This window comes from Pandoraea sputorum (genome assembly GCF_000814845.2).
Taxonomy (GTDB): domain Bacteria; phylum Pseudomonadota; class Gammaproteobacteria; order Burkholderiales; family Burkholderiaceae; genus Pandoraea; species Pandoraea sputorum.
The window spans coordinates 1641543-1662051 of sequence record NZ_CP010431.2 but is presented as its reverse complement, the minus strand read 5'-3'; the positions used below and the strand labels follow the sequence as shown (position 1 = coordinate 1662051).

Below are 20509 nucleotides of genomic sequence, written 5' to 3'. Positions count from 1 at the left end.
CAATGCGCGAGCCGTTACCGATCCGGCCTCAGCAATGCGCATCGGCCAGTGCCGTCGTCGTGACTCGGGATAACACTCAAGGACGATGTGCGGCGCGGGCGCGGGCAGCAGCGTCGTCAAGGCCTTCCCAAGCGGGCCGATCGGGCGCGTAGCGTGTGCGTATGTAAGCGGCCAGTTCGGCCATCTGGCGATCGTCGAACGCATCGCGGAATGCGGGCATGTAGCCGAGCCCCTCCGTCGCCGGTTGATCGATACCGTTCATCAGCACATGCATGAGGTTATCGGGCTTGGCCTGGCTTACGCTCGTATTGAGTCCCATGAGCGGTCGCACGCCAAAGTGCCCCACTCCACCCGATTCGGTATGACAAACGGCGCAGGCCGCCTCGAAGGCGCGACGCCCGTTCTCCAGTCCGAGTGTCGTGGCAATGTCCACGCCCACAGCACGACGACCCGCGAGATCGGAGACCTTGGCGGTGTCCGGCTGCGGCGCCAGCGAAGCGATGTAATGCGCGATGGCGCGCACGTCGGTTTCGGGCAACGCCGCGAGTCCGGAGACCACGGGCGCCATCGGCCCCGCGGCGACGCCATGCTCCGGCGAAAAGCCGGTGCGCAGATAGTCGAACAGTGCTACCTCGGTCCACGGCACCGGCGCGTCGGACGTGCCGACGAGCGGCGGCGCACGCCAGCCTTCCGCTTCGCCTCCCCGCAGATACAGCTTGTCGCGCTCCGCGCCGAGCCAATTGCGCGGCGTGTGACACGCGCTGCAGTGACCGGCGCCGTCCACGAGATAGCGGCCGCGATTCCACAGCGTCGACTGCGAGGGATCGGGTCGATATTCGGCGGCATCGTGAAACATCCAGTTCCAGCCTGCGACTAACCGGCGCTGATTCAATACGAAGGGGAGTTCGGTTTTCGGCGGCGTATTCGCGACGGCTGGCTGCGACATCAGATACGCATACAGAGCGAGCATGTCGGACTCGCTCATCTTGGCAAACGACGTGTATGGAAACGCGGGGTACAGATGCGAGCCATCGCGCGAAATGCCCTCGCGCATGGCGCGGGCAAAGGCAGCGTATGACCAGCGGCCGATGCCGGTCTCGGGGTCCGGCGTCAGGTTGGTCGAGTAGACGATGCCGAACGGCGTTTCGAGGCCGAGGCCTCCGGCATTGGTCGCGCCGCCTCGCGCGGTGTGGCAAACCGCACAGTCGCCAGCCAGCGCGATCTGACGGCCGCGCTCCAGCGTCGCGGTCGACCACAATGTGTTGTCCACCGCCGAGATCGGGGCGATGGCCACCGGTCCGGGCAGCACGGCGCAGGCAAGTCCGACCACACCACCGATCAACCCACCGATGCCACCTCCGGCGAGCCAGCGCCGCCATCGCGTCGGGCGACGCCGGTCGGCGGGCGCCTGCACCCTTTCGGCAGCGAGCGGATCGCCAAACGCCTGGCGCAGGCTGGCCGGGTCAAAGGGTGGTTGACGCAGGCGCACGCCGGTCGCGTCATACAGGGCATTGGCGATAGCGGCCGCAGCGGGCGCTGCGGCCGCGGCCAGACGGTGGGCATCTTCGTCGGAAAGCGCATGGGGCACGTGCGCCCCATTCGGCATCACGCTCACTTGCGCGAGCGCGCGTTGCAGCGCGAGCGCGACGGCGGCGTGTTGGTCGTTGGCATGCCCGGCGCTGCCGGTTTCGTCGTGCGCCGCTTCAGCATGCCACGCCATGCCCAGTGCACGCTGCATCGCATCGGTGATCTGCCAGGCGGGCAAGCCGCTCACATGCGGTTCGGCATCGGGCTCGCCCGTCGCCGCACCAGCGACTACGCGGCGAATCACGATGTCTCCCGAGTGCGGGTTGACGTCCAGATCGACGATCCATGCCGACCAGGCATCTGTTCGCTCGGCAGGAGCAGTCGATGCGTGCGTCGCGCCCTTGGCAAACGACGCCTCGCCATCGAAGGCAAAGCCTCGTCCGCGTCGCCAACCGGCCGGTGCGGCCTGCGCATCGGCACGCTCCGGCAACCCCCAGGCGGCACGCTGCGCCACCATGCGGATGACCTCGCGCGCCCCCGCGTCCTGACGGGGATCAAGATGGTGCAGGCGGTAGCTGACCGGGTCCTGCCCTGCGTCGGCCGCCGCTTCGTCGATGAACGATTCGCGCGCAAAAGCGTGCGCTTGCGACGGAATTCGTCCACCGACATCGCTCACTTGCACGGCACTAACGTCATGACGGTAGAGCTGGGGGGGCGGCAACGCGCAATCTTGTGATGCAAGCGCGGGCGGCGCGGCATCCCCGGGCGCCGCGTCGGCAGACACCTCCGCCCGATAGCGCCAGGTGCCCAAAGTGCCATCTGCACGCGCGTGAGCCGTCACTTCGAGCCGGGCGACACCGCCCCCATCGCGCGTGGGCCAGTGATAAGTCGCGCGCGAACTGTCGTTGGGCACCTGCGAGGCGGCACTCGCAGAGGCCTCCATTTCGGCACCCATGGTGGCACTCATGACAGTACGTTCAGCGGCCCTTTCGGCGGCACTGTCGGCGGCGGGAAGCGCGTCGGCGTCACCGTCAGGTTCGACGGGATGTGCGTCGCTATCGCGGTTATCGATCCGTGCCATTTTGTAGGTATTGCGCCGCGCGGTGCACGGCCTTGACGATTTCGTAGTGTGTCCCGCAGCGACACAGATTGAAGCGCAACGCGGCGTGGATTTCGCTGTCGCTAGGCGTCGGATTGCGATCGAGCAATGCCTTGGCGCTCATGATCATGCCGTTCAGACAGTACCCGCACTGGGCCGCCTGCTCGTCAATGAAAGCGCGCTGGATCGGATGCAGATCGCCGATCCTGCCAAGCCCTTCCAGCGTGGTGATCTCACGTTCGCGCGCGATGCTGACGGGAACCACGCACGAGCGTGTGGGCTGACCGTCCACGAGCACCGTGCACGCGCCGCATTGACCAAGCCCGCAGCCGTACTTCGGGCCGTTGAGCAAAAGATCGTTGCGAAGGACGTAGAGCAGCGGCGTGTCGGGAGCCGCCTCCGCTGCGGTATGGCGCTCGCCGTTCACGCTCAGCGTGACTGGTCCTGCGACGGTATTCGATACAGCCATGGGTTACTCGCAGACGATAAATCGGGGTGAAGCCGCCCGTGGCGGACACCTCACCCCGCAGGTTCATGCAAGTCCTGTGCCTGCACGTCAGGCGACGGCGCTCAGCGGAGGCGCTACCGTGCGCGAGGACGCGGGGACGAGGGGAATCTCGAACACATCGTAACCGAACACCCACGCCGGGTCCTCATTGGTGCGCAGCCATGTATTGTTGTGGGACACGCGCTGCACCTCGGAGGCGCGCGCCGCGCGGTTGGCCTCGTAAAGCGCGAAGGCATCGCCGTAATCGGTAACCCCCACTTCGTTCAGGCAGCGCGTAAGCATGGCAGCGTCTTCGATCGCCATGGCCGCCCCCTGGGCCATGTGCGGCTTCATCGGGTGACACGCGTCGCCGAGCATGACCATGCGACCACGACTCCAAAGCGGCAACGGGTCACGCTCGAGCAGTGGCCACTTGGTAATCGTGGGCGAGACCTCGATCAGATGCTGCACGTCGGCGTGATACCCCGCAAACGCTTCGAGCATCTCTTCGCGACTGCTCGGCAACATCGAGACACCCGCCGGCCATTCCTTCTGCGGCACGCCGGTCACGTAGTAGTACTCGTCCTTCTTCTCGGTCACGTAGTAGACCATCATGTGACGATCTTCCGACCACCACTTCACACACATGTCGTAAGGCTTATTGCCAAGCAGCGACGCAGGGAACACGGCGCGGTGCGCCACGTACCCCGTATAACGCGGCGGCTCTGCGCCCAGCAGATGCTCGCGAACCTTCGAGTTCACGCCATCGGCACCGATCAGGATATCGGCCGTCTCTACGGTGCCGTCGGTAAAGGTCATGCGCACTTCGCTGCCGGTGTCCTCCACCGATTGCAGGCACTTGCCGAAGCGGATGGTGCCCGGCGAGACGGCGCGCGTCATCAACTCATGAAAGTCGCCGCGATGCACCGTCAGGTAGGTCGCGCCATAGGTCTTCACCGCGAACTCGCCCAACGGAATCTGCGACAACGCCTCGCCCGTTTTCGAGTCGCGGCTGTACCAGAAGTCGGGGTGCGAGCCCATGACGTTGAGCGCATCTTCGATGCCCAGGCGACGCATGATCTTCATCACATTCGGCCCCAGGTGAATACCGGCGCCAAGACGGGAGAAGCCCGGCGCCTGCTCATACAGCGCAACGTCGTAGCCGCTGCGCTCCAGCAGACCGGCGGCAGCCGTGCCGCCCAGGCCTGCGCCAATGACGGCGATGCGTGGTTTGCTCATGAAAGCTCCTGATCTTGCGCCCGGCTTCACCGTGAATCGAAGAAATATCCGGGCTGGTTGAATTCGACCATTAATAGCGTACACACCATAAATTTTGATCGCAACAAGAAAAATCTCCCGCTAGGGTTTATCCGGATGAAGATCGATAAATCAGCTATAAACCCTTGTAAAACGGGGTTTTCATGGCGTTCCGTCGGATTTTGTTCAGAGTTGCGGAAATATAATGTGTGCGCTAGAGTTTGTCGCACTTCGACCATTTATGGTGTGTGCATGGCATTGCCGCCGCGCACAAGCCGGGTCGCCCACCCCTTCGGGAGCATGTCGCCATGACCAAGCATTTCCGCATCGGCCAGATCGTGCCGAGTTCCAACACCACGATGGAAACCGAGATTCCCGCGATGCTGCGGCTGCGCGAGACTATCCGCCCCGAGCGCTTCACGTTCCATTCGAGCCGTATGCGGATGAAAAAGGTCGTCAAGGAAGAACTGGCTGCGATGGATGCCGAGTCGGATCGCTGCGCGCTGGAGCTGAGCGATGCGCGCGTGGACGTACTCGGGTACGCCTGTCTCGTGGCGATTATGGCCATGGGCCATGGCTATCACCGCGTGTCACAGAAGCGCTTGACGCAGAAGACGGTCGAGAACGGTGCAGCGGCACCCGTACTCACTAGCGCCGGTGCGCTCGTCGATGCGCTGCGCGTCATCCAAGCCAGGCGCATCGTGGTGGTGGCGCCGTACATGGTGCCGCTCACCGAGTTGGTGGTCGATTACATCCGCAACGAAGGTTTCGAAGTGATCGCGTATCGCGCACTCGAAATTCCCGACAACCTCGACGTCGGCCGTCATGATCCGAACCGTTTGCCGGACATCGTCAAGACGCTGCCTTATCAGGATGCCGACGCCATCGTGCTCTCGGCTTGCGTGCAAATGCCGTCGCTGCCCGCCGTATCGAAAGTCGAAGCGATGACGGGCAAGCCCGTGATCACCGCAGCGATCGCCACGACCTACGCCATGCTGCGCGAGCTTGATCTTGAGCCGATCGTGCCGGGTGCCGGGGCATTGCTCTCCGGCGCTTACTGACAAGCCCCCCCCCCATTCCCGACTTTCCCGGAGCGAGCCTCATGTCTTTGACATTCCAGTACGGCGCCAATGTGGCCGCCAACGGCATTCGCCAGCATTACTTGCGTTACGGCGGCGCACACGGTTTGCGCGCTTCACGCCCCGCCATCGTGCTCATACCGGGCATCACGAGCCCGGCCGTCACGTGGGGCTTTGTGGGTGAGGTCTTCGGCCGTGAGTTCGACACCTACGTACTCGACGTGCGTGGGCGCGGCCTGTCGAGCGCGTCGAACGACCTCGATTACAGCCTCGACGCGCAGGCAGACGACGTGGTGGCACTGACGGCCGCCCTCGGACTGGCGCGCGTGGCGTTCGTCGGACACTCGATGGGCGCACGCATCGCCGCGCGCGCGGCCATACGCGAGCCGCACGGTCTGGCGTCGGTCGTGCTGATCGATCCACCTGTCTCCGGCCCGGGACGCCGCGAGTACCCGGGCAAACTGCCGTGGTACGTGGATTCGATGGCGCTCGCTCGCGCGGGCACGGATGCCGAAGGCATGCGCGCCTTCTGCCCGACCTGGACGCACGAGGAGCGCGCGCTGCGCGCCGAATGGTTGCACACCTGCGACGAGCGCGCCGTGCTGGCGTCCTACGAGGGCTTTCACACTGACGACTTCCATGCCGACGCCGCGCAATTGCGGGTGCCGTCGCTGCTGATCACGGCGCAGAACGGCGACGTGGTGCGCGACGAAGACGTCGCCGAATTGCAGCGCGCCACGCCCGCGATGCGGCACATGCGCGTGCCGAACGCCGGCCATATGATTCCGTGGGACAACGCGGCCGGCTTCTACACCGCGTTCGGCGATTTCCTCGGCGCGCCGCTCGGCGGACCCGTTGCCGCCTGACGTTCCGATATCGAACACCGAGAAACACCGAGGAATCAAACGATGGCCATCAGCGATTACCAATTGATCGAAGCCTGGAAGGAAGTGCTCAAGCTCTCGAAGCTAACGCCCGGGCAGACGGTCACGATTCTCACGAGTCAGGCGACCCATCCGCAGACGCTTTCGTGCGCACTGATCGCCACGCAGTCCATGGGCGCAATCGTCAACCGGCTCGACCTGCCGCCGGTCAACGGCGAGAAGGCCTTCAGCCGCGACTCGCTGGCCTATCTCGGCACGACACCGCTCACTGGCAACCGCGCCGCCATTGCCGCACTCAAGCACAGCGACCTCGTGCTCGATCTGATGACGTTGCTGTTCTCGCCGGAGCAGCACGACATTCTCAAGGGCGGCACGAAGATCCTGCTGGCCGTAGAGCCGCCGGAAGTGCTCGCACGCATGGTGCCGACGCTGGCGGATAAAGCACGAGTGCTTGCCGCAGCCGACAAACTCGCGGGGGCGCGCGAGATGCGCGTGACGTCGCCTGCGGGCACCTCGTTCGTTTGCCCGATGGGCGAATTCGGTCCGACTGCCGAATACGGTTTCGTGGACGAGCCGGGGCGATGGGACCACTGGCCAAGTGGCTTTGCGCTCTCGTATCCGAACGATCACACGGCGCACGGTACCCTCGTGATCGATCGCGGCGACATCCTGCTGCCGCAAAAGCGCTATGTCGCCGAGCCGATCGTGCTCACCGTCGAAAAGGGGTATGCCACGCGCATCGAGGGCGGCGTGGACGCAGCGCTGCTGCGCGACTACATGGAGACGTTCCGCGATCCCGAGGGCTACGCCATCTCGCACATCGGCTGGGGCCTGCAGCCGAGGGCGCGCTGGTCCACGCTCGGCCTGTATGACCGAGAGGCGACGATCGGCATGGACGCACGCGCTTTCGAAGGTAACTTCCTTTTCTCGCTCGGCCCCAACAATGAAGGCGGCGGCAGTCGCACCACGACGTGCCACATCGATATCCCCCTGCGCAACTGCACGGTATCGCTCGACGACACCGTGGTCGTAAAGGACGGCCGCGTCGTGAACGAATGATCCGCGCGGCATATCGACGCGCCACCGCCCACCGTCGGCCACCGATGCGGCCTCCCCCAACCACGAGACAAATGTCATGAGCGATACCTCGCAACACGCCGAAGCCCATGTTTACCAGCGCCAGGGCTTCGGCACGCCGCTGCCGGTGCACGGCAATATTGGTTTGCTGATCATCGATCTGGTGGTCGGGTTTGCCGACCCGAAGACCTTCGGCGGCGGCAATATTCCGCAGGCTATCGCCCGCACGGTCGATGCACTGGCACTCGCGCGGCGCAACGGATGGCCGGTGGCCCACAGCCGCATCGTGTATGCCGACGACGGCAGCGACGACAACGTGTTTTCGCTCAAGGTGCCGGGCATGGCCACACTCACCGAAGATCATCCGAACAGCGCTATCGTGCCCGAACTCGCCCCGGCACCCGGTGAACTGGTGGTGCGCAAGGTCGTGCCATCGGCATTTTTCGGCACCCAACTCGCCCCCTGGCTGTCGCAGCGTGCCGTGCAGACGTTACTCGTTGCCGGCGCGGTGACGAGTGGCTGCGTGCGCGCGAGCGTGGTCGACGCCATGTCGCACGGCTTTCGTCCGCTCGTGCTGTCGGACTGCGTGGGCGACCGCGCCATCGCACCGCACGAGGCCAATCTGTTCGATATGCAGCAAAAGTATGCCGCGGTCATGCCGCTGGCGCAGGCCATCGAAGCCATCGAAACCGCAAAAGCCGACGAAAAGCGCACTCGCTGACCCACAGAACCCCGCCGTGCGCCTCCCCTTATCAGCGCGGGCGCGCGACGAAGACGACCGGAAATCGATGGGCGCCCCGCCCGCTGCAGGGTCATTGACGGGGCAATATTGGCCCCCTACCGTGACGAATGGCGTGGTGCGACAGCACTTGCCGAACCTCAGGAATCTGCTTGTGAATCGCACCGAGTTACTGGCGCGCGACGGCTGCCTGACAGTCATCCGCCAGCCCGTCAAACCCATCAAGCCCGCGCCAGGCCAGCCGGGAAGCCATTCGAGCTTCGTACCCGCAGTCGCCGAAGTGTTCGTCGCCGTGCTCGACGACGGCCGAATTCTCGGGTTTAACGGTCATGTCGATCTGGGCACTGGCATCCGCACATCACTCGCCCAGATCGTCGCCGAAGAGCTCGACGTCGAAGCTGCGCAGGTCGCCATGGAGCTCGGTCACACCGACGCCACGCCCAATCAGGGGCCGACCATCGCGAGCGCCACGCTCCAGATTTCCGCTATTCCGCTGCGATGCGCTGCGGCGCAGGCACGCCACGCGCTGATCGAACTGGCAAGCCGTCGATTCGACATTCCCGCCGAGCGACTGACGTGCGACGGCGGATGCGTCTTCGGTGAAACCGTTGACGGCACGACATGCCGCGCCACCTTCGCCGAGCTTGTCCGTGGCGAGCGCATCGCACTCGCCCTGAATCTCGAAACCCCGGTCAAGGACCCGGCGACCTATCGCGTGGTTGGCACCTCTTCGCGCCGCGTCGATCTACCGGCCAAGGCGAGCGGGGAACTGACGTTCGTGCACGACGTGCGCGTGCCGGGCATGCTGCACGGTCGGGTCGTGCGTCCACCATACAGCGGCATCGATTCGGGGCCGTTCGTCGGGTCGTCGCTACTGTCGGTCGACGAGTCGTCCGTCGTCCATTTACCGGGCGTGAAGGCGGTCGTCGTAATCGGCGATTTCATCGGTGTCGTCGCGCAGCGCGAAGAGCAGGCCATTCGGGCCGCGCGCGAAATTCGGGTGGCGTGGAAACCGCTGCCTGCAATGCCCACCATGGACGACCCGGCAGCGGCGATCGCCGCCGCTCCGGCCACGCGTCGCGCGCTGCTCGAAGAGGGCGACGTGGCGTCGGTTTTCACGTGTGATGACGTCGTCACGCTTGAGCGCACCTACGCCTGGCCCTATCAGATGCACGGCTCCATCGGCCCGTCGTGCGCCGTCGCCGATTATCGTGCCGAGCGCGGCGAGCGGATCACTATCTGGTCCGGCACGCAGAATCCCGTGTCGCTGCGCTACGACCTGTCGCAGTTGATCTCGCGCGACGAATCGGAGATCGATATCGTGCGCATGGAGGCCTCCGGGTGTTACGGGCGCAATTGCGCCGATGACGTGTGCGGCGATGCGTTGCTGCTCTCACGCGCGGTGGGGGCGCCGGTGCGCGTGCAATTGTCGCGCGCCGACGAACATCTCTGGGAGCCGAAAGGCACGGGGCAGGTCGTGACGGTCCGCGGTGCGGCAACGCGCGATGGCGAGTTACTGGCCTACGACTTCGCTTCGCGTTACCCGTCGAACGATGCGCCGCTCCTCGCTTCGCTGCTCACCGGTGTCACGCCCCCGACCGGCGGCGTCTTCGAAATGGGCGACCGCACAGCGGTATCGCCTTACGAGAGCCCTAATCGCCGCTTCGTTTGTGACGATATGGCGCCGCTGGTACGTGCCTCATGGTTGAGAGGCGTGTCGGCGCTGCCCAATTCCTTCGCCCATGACGCCTTTGCCGACGAAATGGCGGCGGCCACCGGCGTCGATCCGCTGCAATTCAAGCTGCGTCACCTCAAGGACGCACGCGCGATCGAGCTGCTCGAAGCCGTCGCCGCGCGCGCAGGCTGGACGCCGAGGTCGCACGACACCGCTCGCTGGGACGCCGCACCTCGACATGCGCGCGGGCGCGGCGTGTCCTATGCCCGTTATGTGCACAGCCGCTTTCCGGGCTTCGGGGCCGCATGGTCGGCGTGGATCGTCGACGTCGTCGTCGATCGAGTGACCGGTGAGGTGACGGTGGAGCGCGTAACGGTCGGTCAGGATACAGGCACGATGGTGAACCCCGACGGGGTGCGTCATCAGTTGCACGGCAACGTCGTGCAGATCCTGAGCCGTTCGCTCAAGGAGCGCGTGCGCTTCGTCGACGGCAAGGTGTCCAGCCGCGAGTGGGGCAGCTACCCGATTTTGACATTCGCCGAGCTGCCCGTGCTGGATGTCGTGCTCATGCCGCGTCAGGGCGAGCCGCCGATGGGAGCGGGAGAGTCCGCTTCGGTACCCGGGCCTGCAGCGTTGGCCAATGCGATTTTCGATGCAACAGGTGTGCGCATCTTCGCGCCGCCGTTCACGCCGGAAACCGTGCGCGCCGCACTGGCGAGCGCGGGCCGCCTCATATCGGCGCAGTCGAGTCCGGCAGCATCGACGTAAGGATGCCGACGCGATGATGTCGAGCCAAGCCAGACCGATAGCGAACGCCGCAGGGCACGGCAGGGGCGTGTCGGTCTTACTCGTCCCTCTCCACCGTCTCGCTATCCATCATCTTGCGCAACAGGAAAACGAGCGCGACGCGCTCGGCCGGATTGAGTGCGCCGTAAGTGCGCTCGGTCACTTCCTTTGCGAACGGAACGGTGTGATCGATGAGCGCGAGTCCTTCGGGCGTGGCGCGAACGAGGAGCTTGCGGCCATCACTGGGATCGGTCGTGACTTCGATCAGATGTCGCGCCTTGAGCCGCTCGACCACGCCGCGAATGGTCGCCTGATCGATGGCGGTGGTCTTGACGATGTCGTTGAGCGAGCACGACTGCTTTTCCTTGACGGTGCACAGCGCCACGAACTGTGCCGCGGTCAGGTCCGAATCGGGAATGGCGTCCTGGAAGATCGCGACATGTCGCTGGTAAGCACGGCGCAGCAGATGGCCGATCTGATCGTGGAAATCGTAGGAGTCTTTGCGCGACGTCATGAAGCGATGCCCGAATGAAAAATGATGAAGTGTACACCTTGAAACCGCGACGACCAAAGCCCCGGTATCCAGTGGTTTGCGGCAAATCAAACGCGTGATGTCACTGCAAATCGAAGGCCTCAAGCAAGTGCATGCGAAGCGACGCAGCACCAAAGCCGGGAGAGACTGCACCAGCATACGTCGCGCATGGCAATTTATAACGTACACATTAATTTTTCGATTAGAAATTGCACGATCATGATGTGCTGGAGAACGCATGAAATCACGGCGAATGAATCAATAAAACGCTTTATTTTCACGGGATTTTGCATGATTCAGCGCATCTGAGTGCAAACCCCTAGGGCGTGGCACGAACATTGCGTTGCAATGATTATTTGAGTGTCTACAATGTATTTTGCGCAAGCAGGGAACGCGCAGAATCCGACGAACCTTTTGCATGTTGGACCCGGAGCTGATGATGACGAATCTGTTCAAGCGCGCTTGCCTGACGTTAGGCGCTGCGGCCATGCTGGTGCCCGCAGTACGCGCAGTTCACGCTGAGGAAATCTCGGTGACACAGTGGGGCAACAGCCTGTACGGACTGCCCTATGCCGTGGCGATAGACAAGGGCCTGTTCAAGAAAGCCGGCATCGACATCACGGGCATTCTCAGTTCCGGCGGCGGCGGAACCACCGTGCGCAACATCCTCGCCAGCAAGACGCCATACGGCGAGGTCGCGGTATCGGCGGCCCTCGCGGCGGCGCGTCAGGGCATGGACATCGTCATCGTCAATACGGGCACACGCAGCGTGGCAGAAGCGTCGATGGTGACCATGCCCAACGGCAACGTGAAGTCGGTGGAGGATCTGGTCGGCAAGAAGGTGGCCATCACTTCGCCGAAGAGCGTATCGGAAATGCTGTTCATGATGGTATTGCGCGACAAGGGCATCGACCCCGCCAAGGTGACACGCGTGGCTTCGGGCGGCTACGTCAACGGAATGACGATGCTCGAGCAGGGCGCAGTGGCCGGGGCTGTGGCAATCGAGCCACTGTCGATCGTGCGCAAGGACAAGTACCGTGTGGTCTATCGTGCCGGCGACGTGCTGCGACCGATGACGACGTCGGTGGGCATTACCACACGCGAGTTCGCCAAGGCGCATCCCGACGCGTTGCGTGCCATCATCGCCGGGCGTCGCGCCGGTGTCGAGGCGACCTATGCCGATCCGGCCGGCGCGGCGAAGATCATCGAAACCAGCTTCAAGCTCACGCCGGCGGTCGCCAAGGAAGCCGTCGACAACATGGTGCGCTCGCACATGTGGAGCACGGGCGAGTTCGATCGCGAAGAACTGGATCGCATGGTCGACGGGCTCAAGCTGGTCGGAGAAATCAAAGATAACGTGGACTGGTCGAAACTCGTCGACACGAGCTTCCTGCCGGCCGACCTGAAAGCCAAGGGGAAGCTATGAACCTCATGCAAGCGAATGCCAAGCTCCATATCGTCGAGGCCGTGGCGGCACGCGCGCCCACCCCGGTGGCCCATCCCGAAGCCCATGCAGTGCTTACTGCGGTGATGCGTTACTTCAACAAGCCGGGCGAGCGTGAGCTGTTTCATGCGCTCGGCCCCATCGATCTGACGCTGCTCAAGGGCGAGTTCTTCTCGGTCGTCGGGCCATCGGGCTGCGGCAAGTCGACACTGCTCGACGCGCTTGCCGGACTCGCCAAACCCAGCAGCGGCACGGTGATGTTCGAGGGCAAGCCGGTCAGGGGCGTGCCGGACGGCGTGGGCGTGGTGTTCCAGGAAGACGCGTCGTTCCCGTGGCTCAACGTGCGCGACAACATCGCGTTCGGTCTGCGTGCTGCAGGGGTCGATGGCGCGGAGATCAACCGTCGTGTGGAGTACGCCATGGGATTCATGGGGCTGCGCGATTTCGCCAGGGCCTACCCGGCGCAGCTCTCCGGCGGGATGCGTCAGCGGGTGTGCATTGCGCGCACGCTGGTGATCCAGCCAAGGCTCATTCTGCTCGACGAGCCGTTCGGCGCACTCGATCAGCAGACCCGTCTGCTCATGGGCGATGAATTGCTACGGCTGTGGCGCGAAACGTCGGCCACCGTGCTGCTGATCACGCACGCACTCGACGAAGCGGCCATGCTGTCCGATCGTGTTGGTGTGATGTCGTCGCGCCCCGGATTGTTCATCGACATCGTCGAGACGGGCTGGTCGCGTGAGCGCGACAGTCAGGTAGTGTCGACGCCGCGCTTCGGCGAGATCACGTCGCGTCTGTGGGAGAAGCTGCGCATCGAATCGCTCAAGGTCATGGGCGCCGATGGCGCTGCGCACTGACGTCATGGCCAAAGGAGTCGTGATGACGCAATCCCTGATCAAGCGGGAAACCGTGTGGCGTAGCGGCGTGGTGATCGGCTTCGTGCTGCTCATCGAGTTCCTTTGCCGCGTTGGCGTGATCCCGGTGGACGTGATGATCGCGCCAAGCGCAATGGCCAGCCATGCCATCGAAGTGCTGCGTGACGGTCGCTTTGCGCACGATATCTTGACGAGCCTCGTCAATATCGTGGCGGCGTCGGTCGCGGCGGTGGTGCTTGGCTTCGCGCTCGGACTCGCGATTCATGCGATGCCCAGCGTGCGGCGCGCACTTGAGCCGATGATCGTGAGCTACTACGCTGTGCCGACGTTCATCTTCTATCCGGTATTCATCGTGCTGTTCGGTGTCGGGTCGTTGCCGATCATCGCCATCGCCGTGATGCTCGCGGTAGTGACCATGATCACGGCGACGCTCACCGGCCTCGACCGCATTCCGCGCTCGCTGTCGAAGACCGCGAAAGTGATGCGGCTCTCGCCGTGGCAATCGGCGTTGCGGGTGAAGCTGCCTGCGGCATTGCCCTATCTGTTCAGTGGCGTGAAGTTATCGGTGGCGTATGCGTTCATCGGGGTGATCGCGTCGGAGTTCATTCTGTCGGGATCGGGCGTCGGATACGCCATCGGCTACGCCTACAACAACTTCCAGAACGACGACATGTACGCGCTGATGCTGATGGTGCTGGTCACCGTCACGCTGATCAACGTGGTGCTCAACCGGCTCGACGCGCGCTTCCAGGCGCGCCGTCAGCGCTGAGCGGGCAACGGAGAATTCGCATGAAAAATCTGATCGGACCCACCTGCGTCGCGCTGGTCGTGCTCTTGCTCTGGGAGGCCCTGCATCTGGCGGTGGGCGGGACATCGCTTAGCTCTCCGGCCCAGACAGGGGCGGCGTTGTGGCAGATGCTCGGCACGGCATCGTTCTGGGACAATGTGGCTGAGACCGGCCGGGCGCTGGTCTACGCACTCGTTATTGCCATAGCGGGCGGAATTGCCCTGGGCGTGCTGCTAGGTATCAACCGCATGGCCGGTACGGTGGCCGAGCCGTTGCTGGTCAACCTGTACTCGTTGCCGAAGGTCACGCTGTATCCGCTGGTGCTGTTGGTCTTCGGTCTGGGACTGTCTGCCAAGGTGGCATTCGGCGTGATGCACGGCCTCATCCCGATTCTCGTGTTCACTATGAACGCTATTCGCCAGATGAAGCCCGTGTACCTGCGCGCGGCGCACACCATGCGACTGCCGTTCCGGCAGACCGTATGGCGGGTGGTGCTGCCGGCCATCTTTCCCGAGATCGTGGCGGGCATGCGACTGGGCTTTTCGCTCACGCTGCTGGGCGTGCTCATCGGCGAAATGTTCGCCTCGCAAAAGGGGCTCGGCTACCTGCTGACCAATGCGATGAACCTCGGAGACATCGGCACGATCATGTCCGTGGCGCTGTTCCTCACCCTCTTCGCGCTGAGTTGCAACGGCCTTCTGATGGCGGCGGACAAACGGCTTACGCATCGGTGATGCGCCCTGGCGAGGGAGGCGGCGTTGGGGATTCTCGCTGCCGCCCTCACCGAGGCGCGTCACCGCACCGCCCTCGCTTGTCGTGTAGTGGTCTAATCCGTCCGGACACTCATTTAGGCGCGAATGCTCGCCATATAGAGAGGTGTCTGATGACCAAACAACGCCGATCGTTTTCCCCCGAGTTCAAACGCAATGCTGCTGCACCGGTCTTCGATAAGAGCAGATGTCGACTTACGGCCGATGAATGGTCAACCCAATGCAGCCGACGAGAATGCTGCTCCTCGTTGAAGAGGAAGCATATTAGATTTTCGTATCGGCAACGCTGAACAGGATGAAGGTCCACATAGGTCGATAGCGTCCTAGATCGTGCGCCCGAATTTCCGGTAACGTGGCGGTAACAGGAACCGGGAAATAGAAAGGGGCTACAAACCTGTAACCCCTTGATCCTGCTGGTCGGAGCGATAGGATTCGAACCTACGACCCTCTGATCCCAAATCATCGTTTGAGGTCGGGTCCGGAGCCTTGATTGGCTAGGCTCCTGGACGTCAGCACCCTAATCGTCGTCCGCGTGCAGAATTACGTGGGAATGCGGCTCGGGGCGGTGTGATTCAGACGGATTGTTGGGGAATGTTTAGGGAGCGATTGAGGGCACTTGCCGCGCCGCTTAGCCGTCCTCGGCACTTAAACGGATGCCGTCAGGGAAACAGAATCGCCGCGTAATTTCGTGCACTGTGCAGGATGTGGACGATGTCGATGCGCTCGTCCGACTCGACCACGCGATAGAAAATTTGGTAGTTACCGTAGATGCGATGGCGAATGCCGAATCGCTCATAGCGCGGCACGACGGGGAACGCGTACGGCATGTCTGCGAGGCTCAAACACTTGTCCCGCAGTTCCTGAATGAATGTTACGGCACGACGCGGATTGTCCAACGCGATGTAATCACCGACGTTCTCAAGGTCTACGATGGCTTCGGGTAATAAGTGAACGATCATCCCTCTTCGTCCACCTTTGCCTGATACTTCTTCTCAAGGCGGTCGAACACATCGGCGGCCGACTGGCCCTTTCCTGCTGCTGCATCTGCGATGCCCTTCTCAACCATCGCATCGAGCGCAGCAAGCTGCGACTCGCGATCCTGAATCAGACGGACCCCCTCACGCAACACTTCACTCTTCGATCCATAACGGCCCCTCTTCACGAGTTCGGCGACGTACTCCTCAAGCGAGCGGCCGAGTTCAGCACTGATCATGGTTTTCCTCCGGTTGGAGTTGGCTAGGTTAGCGATCACTCTAGCACCTTTATCAATAGTTATCAAATCAGCCGCCGAACCTTACGAAACGAGTCGCCACCTTTGGAGTCCCTGCGCTGCGGCCCCTCAGACGAAAAATTCTCGGAAGTATCTGAAACGCAGGTGTCAGAGAGGCTGCCATGATGGATGTGGCCCCCGGGGTAACTCTCTTATGGAAGAAATATGCAGAAGACAAGCAAGCAGCGTATTCAGCCACAAACTTCGGCGGATGCGGCAGGCTCCGGTACTTGCGGAGGGAAAGGCCTACCACCAACGCTACCTCCAGTCTTGCCCCGCAGAGGGTATGTCGTATGGTTTTATGCGCACGACGAATTCCTTGGCTACGCCTGGAATGAAGAGGAGAGAGAAATTAGGAGAGCACGGGTGTCTGATCCCGATCATGCGATCTACTTTGACACGTTTGCCCAGGCGATGATCGCGACCGAAACATTGCTGAGTCCATATCGAATTCTTTATTCGCCCCAAATGGGTTCAGCTCCGCGCTTGGTCAGATAAATAACAACGGCTCATCTAACCGGGTGAGCCGCTCTTTAGACGTTAACTTCCTAGCCGCGAGCCTCCGCACCAACTCTCCCCGCGCAAACCTTCACACACCGGCAACGAGGCATTTTCATCGTCTGTTGCGACCTATCGACGTCTCCCCGTTTTCAGTAGCACCAGGCTTTAGAGTCCGAGGGTTAATGTCACTGCTTTCCTGCCAGTTTTCGGGCGTAGGTTGCTGGCGTTAATCCGCCCAGTGATTTCTTCGGTCGCTCCTCGTTGTATTCCCGTCGCCAAGCCTCGATTACCACCTTGGCATGATGCAAGCTGGTGAACCAATGTTCGTTCAGGCATTCATCACGAAAGCGCCCGTTGAACGATTCGATGTAGGCATTCTGGGTGGGTTTTCCCGGCTTGATCAGGAACAGTTTGACGCCTCGCCCGTGTGCCCAGCTCTGCATTGCACGACCGTAAAATTCTTTGCCGTTTTCGGTACGAATCGCTTGCGGCAAACCGCGATGTAACGCCACACGATCCAGAATGCGCGTGAGCGCCAGGCCGTCAATCGCTCGCTCCGGCACAATGGCCACGGCTTCATGCGTGGCGTCGTCAACCACCGTCAGGTTTTTGATGACACCGCCTTCCGCTGTTCGGTCAAACACGAAATCCATCGACCAGACCTGATTCGCCATCGACGGTCGCCCCAACGGCTGACGGTCCGATACCGGCACCTTTTTGCGCTTGCGGCAGCGCACCTGCAACTTCTCTTCGGCATACAGCCGCTCAACCCGCTTGTGGTTGACTGGCATGCCTGACTGCCGCAGCTTCAGATAGATCATGCCCGAGCCGTAGCGACGATGTCGCTGGGCCAAGGCTAAGATCTGCGCTCGTAAGGCTTGATTGCGATCCGGCGCCGGTTGATAACGATAGGCGATCGCACTCATGCCGATGACCCGTAGGGCTCGGCGTTCGCTCAAGCTCCGCTCACCACTTTTTTCGCAGTGCCTCGCGAGTGACTTCGTTTTCCAGCAGCGACTCCGCCAGCTGCTTCTTCAGCCGGGCATTCTCGGCTTCCAACTCATTCAATCTCTTCGCGTCCGGCACGCTCATGCCACCAAACTTGCTGCGCCAGAGGTAGTAGCTCGCCTCCGAGAAATCATGCCGACGGCATAAATCCTTGATCGGGATGCCAGTCTGCGCTTCCCTCAGGAAGCCAATGATCTGTTCTTCCGTGAATCGCTTCTTCATGTCCAATCTCCTGATTACGTGATTGAACTCTAAATCGCCGCGCTACTTAACTACCTGACGGCTCAACGCTCTACCGAAATTCGATTGCTCAAATGGTCTCAGGTAGATTTCGCCGCCGGGGTAATCCACTTCATCCCCACGAAAACGGAAGATTCGAGCGGCATCGCCTTCGACGTGACGATCACGCCAGAAATACGTGAGGTACTAAACCGCATCCGGGAAATCGACGGGCATGAGCGGATCGGCAGATTGAACGTCGTTCATTCGCTCTCCAACGAGGAATACGAAGCGACGGCCATCCGAACTGCGTGGAACCGGGCTGCGGAGAGGGTCGGCCTCGCCCACCGTGGATACACCGTTAAATCGATTAGAGCTAAGGCTCCGACGGATGCCAAGCGAGCAGGCTACGACCTTTACCGCTCTACAGACGGTAGCGGCTCACAGCACGCTTACGATGACCAAGGACTATCTGAAGCTAAGGGAGATACCGACGACAAATGTCAGACTGAAAATACCGGCGTGACCGACATGCACCAGACACGTGCAAGCGGCGTTTTTGAAACTTATTAGGGAAATGCTAGAAAAAAGATTAGGGACAATAGATGCCGCCTGTCCCAATCCCTTGAAGCTAGTGGTCGGAGCGATAGGATTCGAACCTACGACCCTCTGATCCCAAATCAGATGCGCTACCAGGCTGCGCTACGCTCCGACGAAAGAGGACGCATTCTAGAAGCTTTCTTGCGCCGCGTCAAATCGTCGCGCAAGTTTCCGGCGTCTTCTGAGTATTTTCCCGATATCGGTTGCACAATCATTACGCAATCATCGCGCCGATGATAGTCACGCGGCCGCCACGAAAACTCGCCATAGTGGGAGGTTCACCATGTCAGAACCCGTGTCGATGAACCTGATTCTCTGGCGTCACGCCGACGCCGAAAACCTGCCCGCCTCCCTCGCGCTCAGCGCACAAGCCGATCTGGCCCGTGAACTCACCGACCGGGGCCGCAAACAGGCCGAAAAGGCCGCCCAGTGGCTCCGCCCTCGCCTGCCCGACGACGCCCTCATCCTCACCAGCCCGGCCGTACGCGCCGTCCAGACCGCTCAGGCACTCTCCCCTACCCCACGCATCGTGCGCGACCTCGCGCCCGGCGCAAACGCGGTCACGCTGCTCGGCGCCATCGACTGGCCCGGCACCGCCCAGACCATCGTGCTCGTAGGCCATCAACCCGCCCTCGGCCAGCTCGCAGCCCTCCTGTTAAGCGGCCAGGAAGCCTACTGGACGATCAAGAAAGGTGGTATCTGGTGGCTCGCCTCCCGTCGTCGTGAAGACGAGAGCCAGGTTGTTGTGCGTGCCGTGGTCAATCCCGATCTCATCTGACGCTTGATCCGGCATTTATCGACGGGCTGCAAATTCGCCCTCGGTTGCCTCTCAATGCCCGGAAATGCCCGTGAATCGGACGATGTAAGGTGTCGAATAGGGGATCTGACTCATGACAACGGACGTTTTGTCATAGAATTGTCGCCTACCGTTCACGGAATCGACATTGATGCTTTTTAAAGTACGTCGCAACGCGACCGTCAAAAAAAGGGCTTTTATGCGCGACCTGCCGAACCCCACAATGCCGCTCTCTTCGCTGCCCCCTACGTCGCGGAGGCGTCTTCCTCGCCCTGAAACGCCTGTCAAACCGAATCTGGCTGTGGCGTGGGCACGCGACGAAAGCGAGCTTCGTGAAGCGCAGCACCTGAGATATCAGGTCTTCGCCGAAGAAATGGGCGCGTCGGTCAAGGGTCCCGAAGGCCTCGACGTCGACGAATACGACCAATATTGCGACCACCTGATCGTGCGCGATCAGGATTCGCTCAAGGTCGTCGGCACCTATCGCGTATTGCCCCCCTCGCAAGCCAAGCGCCTCGGCCGTCTCTACTCCGAAGGAGAGTTCGACCTCTCGCGTCTGGATCACCTGCGCCCGAAGATGCTCGAAACCGGCCGCTCGTGCGTGCACACGGACTACCGCAACGGCGCCGTCATCATGGCCCTGTGGAGCGGTCTGGCCGAATACATGCTGCGCAACGGCCTCGAGACGATGCTCGGCTGCGCCAGCGTGCCGATGGCCGACGGCGGTCACTATGCCGCCAGCCTCTATCGCAAGCTGCAAGACACCTCGATGGCCCCGGCCGAGTACCACGCCGTACCCCGTATCGCCCTGCCGGTGGACGAGCTGCAATCGACCCTCGACGTCGAGCCGCCCGCCCTCGTCAAAGGCTACCTGCGCCTTGGCGCCCGCATCTGCGGCGCACCGGCCTGGGACCCTGACTTCAACACCGCAGACTTTCTCACGCTGTTCCGCCTGTCCGACATGAACCCGCGTTACGCGCGTCACTTCCTCGGACCGGAACTCGTCAGCAAGCTCCAACAAGCCTGACCGACACCGATCCCCCAAGTATTCCGTCCCTGCTCAATACCCTGAGGGACAAGAAAAAGCCCGGCAAGAG

19 protein-coding genes and 1 tRNA gene are annotated in these 20509 nt (G+C 62.3%); 12 read left to right on the top strand and 8 right to left on the bottom strand.

Annotation, left to right across the window (positions count from 1 at the left end; translation table 11 throughout):
• Positions 1 to 76: 76 nt before the first annotated feature.
• The 3 genes from NA29_RS07445 to NA29_RS07435 form a co-directional block, all read right to left on the bottom strand.
• Positions 77 to 2494, bottom strand: a complete 2418-nt coding sequence (locus NA29_RS07445) for a c-type cytochrome (RefSeq protein WP_084104193.1) — start codon at positions 2492 to 2494, stop codon at positions 77 to 79.
• Between the two features lie 97 nt (positions 2495 to 2591).
• Positions 2592 to 3095 carry a (2Fe-2S)-binding protein gene (locus tag NA29_RS07440; RefSeq protein WP_039397191.1) on the bottom strand — a complete coding sequence of 168 codons (504 nt, stop codon included), beginning with the start codon at positions 3093 to 3095 and terminating at the stop codon, positions 2592 to 2594.
• An 87-nt stretch (positions 3096 to 3182) separates the two neighbouring features.
• Complete coding sequence (locus NA29_RS07435) at positions 3183 to 4352, bottom strand: FAD-dependent monooxygenase (RefSeq protein ID WP_039397189.1); 1170 nt, start codon at positions 4350 to 4352, stop codon at positions 3183 to 3185.
• A gap of 326 nt (positions 4353 to 4678) precedes the next feature.
• On the opposite strand from NA29_RS07435, the gene NA29_RS07430 reads away from it, so the two are divergent.
• From NA29_RS07430 to NA29_RS07410, 5 genes are all read left to right on the top strand, one after another.
• Entirely contained in the window at positions 4679 to 5431 is a 753-nt protein-coding gene (locus tag NA29_RS07430) for a maleate cis-trans isomerase family protein (RefSeq protein ID WP_039397187.1), read from the top strand.
• 41 nt (positions 5432 to 5472) lie between these two features.
• Positions 5473 to 6315 carry an alpha/beta fold hydrolase gene (locus NA29_RS07425; RefSeq protein WP_039397185.1) on the top strand — a complete coding sequence of 281 codons (843 nt, stop codon included), beginning with the start codon at positions 5473 to 5475 and terminating at the stop codon, positions 6313 to 6315.
• A 42-nt stretch (positions 6316 to 6357) separates the two neighbouring features.
• A complete protein-coding gene (locus tag NA29_RS07420; RefSeq protein WP_039397183.1) occupies positions 6358 to 7392 on the top strand; it encodes a 2,5-dihydroxypyridine 5,6-dioxygenase NicX family protein in 1035 nt (344 codons plus the stop codon).
• Positions 7393 to 7468: 76 nt separating this feature from the next.
• Positions 7469 to 8131 carry an isochorismatase family protein gene (locus NA29_RS07415; RefSeq protein WP_039397181.1) on the top strand — a complete coding sequence of 221 codons (663 nt, stop codon included), beginning with the start codon at positions 7469 to 7471 and terminating at the stop codon, positions 8129 to 8131.
• A 172-nt stretch (positions 8132 to 8303) separates the two neighbouring features.
• Positions 8304 to 10592 (top strand): xanthine dehydrogenase family protein molybdopterin-binding subunit, encoded by a 2289-nt coding sequence (locus NA29_RS07410; protein ID WP_039402692.1) that lies wholly within the window; start codon positions 8304 to 8306, stop codon positions 10590 to 10592.
• Between the two features lie 76 nt (positions 10593 to 10668).
• Here the strand turns inward: NA29_RS07410 and NA29_RS07405 are convergent, their stop codons facing one another.
• Complete coding sequence (locus tag NA29_RS07405; RefSeq protein ID WP_039397180.1) at positions 10669 to 11124, bottom strand: MarR family winged helix-turn-helix transcriptional regulator; 456 nt, start codon at positions 11122 to 11124, stop codon at positions 10669 to 10671.
• 436 nt (positions 11125 to 11560) lie between these two features.
• Here NA29_RS07405 and NA29_RS07400 point away from each other — a divergent pair, with 436 nt between their 5' ends.
• From NA29_RS07400 to NA29_RS07385, 4 genes are read left to right on the top strand one after another with little or no spacing between them, the layout of a single operon-like run.
• Positions 11561 to 12568 carry an ABC transporter substrate-binding protein gene (locus NA29_RS07400; RefSeq protein WP_224791856.1) on the top strand — a complete coding sequence of 336 codons (1008 nt, stop codon included), beginning with the start codon at positions 11561 to 11563 and terminating at the stop codon, positions 12566 to 12568.
• Positions 12565 to 13443 carry an ABC transporter ATP-binding protein gene (locus NA29_RS07395; protein WP_039397178.1) on the top strand — a complete coding sequence of 293 codons (879 nt, stop codon included), beginning with the start codon at positions 12565 to 12567 and terminating at the stop codon, positions 13441 to 13443. The genes NA29_RS07400 and NA29_RS07395 overlap by 4 nt, the downstream gene beginning before the upstream one ends.
• 22 nt (positions 13444 to 13465) lie before the next feature.
• The gene (locus tag NA29_RS07390) at positions 13466 to 14230 is read left to right on the top strand and encodes an ABC transporter permease (RefSeq protein WP_039402688.1); all 765 of its coding nucleotides are present in this window, start codon (positions 13466 to 13468) and stop codon (positions 14228 to 14230) included.
• Between the two features lie 20 nt (positions 14231 to 14250).
• The gene (locus NA29_RS07385; protein WP_052252603.1) at positions 14251 to 14982 is read left to right on the top strand and encodes an ABC transporter permease; all 732 of its coding nucleotides are present in this window, start codon (positions 14251 to 14253) and stop codon (positions 14980 to 14982) included.
• Positions 14983 to 15677: 695 nt separating this feature from the next.
• Here NA29_RS07385 and NA29_RS07380 read toward each other — a convergent pair.
• From NA29_RS07380 to NA29_RS07365, 3 genes are all read right to left on the bottom strand, one after another.
• Positions 15678 to 15977: a type II toxin-antitoxin system RelE/ParE family toxin gene (locus NA29_RS07380; protein WP_039397177.1), complete on the bottom strand. Its 300-nt coding sequence runs from the start codon at positions 15975 to 15977 to the stop codon at positions 15678 to 15680.
• Positions 15974 to 16231, bottom strand: coding sequence for a type II toxin-antitoxin system ParD family antitoxin (locus NA29_RS07375; RefSeq protein ID WP_039397175.1), 258 nt, complete (start codon positions 16229 to 16231; stop codon positions 15974 to 15976). The genes NA29_RS07380 and NA29_RS07375 overlap by 4 nt, the downstream gene beginning before the upstream one ends.
• Before the next feature lie 743 nt (positions 16232 to 16974).
• Positions 16975 to 18019, bottom strand: a protein-coding gene (locus tag NA29_RS07365; RefSeq protein WP_371328958.1) for an IS3 family transposase whose coding sequence is annotated in 2 segments (ribosomal slippage) — positions 16975 to 17770 and positions 17769 to 18019 — 1047 coding nt in all. Because the reading frame shifts where the segments join, the coding sequence is not laid out codon by codon here.
• 84 nt (positions 18020 to 18103) lie between these two features.
• On the opposite strand from NA29_RS07365, the gene NA29_RS07355 reads away from it, so the two are divergent.
• On the top strand, positions 18104 to 18589 hold the full coding sequence (locus NA29_RS07355; RefSeq protein ID WP_052252602.1) for a site-specific integrase: 486 nt from the start codon (positions 18104 to 18106) through the stop codon (positions 18587 to 18589).
• Between the two features lie 62 nt (positions 18590 to 18651).
• On the opposite strand, the gene NA29_RS07350 is transcribed toward NA29_RS07355, so the two are convergent.
• A tRNA-Pro gene (locus NA29_RS07350) sits at positions 18652 to 18728 on the bottom strand.
• Between the two features lie 189 nt (positions 18729 to 18917).
• On the opposite strand from NA29_RS07350, the gene NA29_RS07345 reads away from it, so the two are divergent.
• On the top strand, positions 18918 to 19394 hold the full coding sequence (locus NA29_RS07345) for a SixA phosphatase family protein (RefSeq protein WP_039402684.1): 477 nt from the start codon (positions 18918 to 18920) through the stop codon (positions 19392 to 19394).
• A 217-nt stretch (positions 19395 to 19611) separates the two neighbouring features.
• Positions 19612 to 20439, top strand: coding sequence for a GNAT family N-acetyltransferase (locus NA29_RS07340; protein WP_039397168.1), 828 nt, complete (start codon positions 19612 to 19614; stop codon positions 20437 to 20439).
• Positions 20440 to 20509 lie beyond the last annotated feature (70 nt).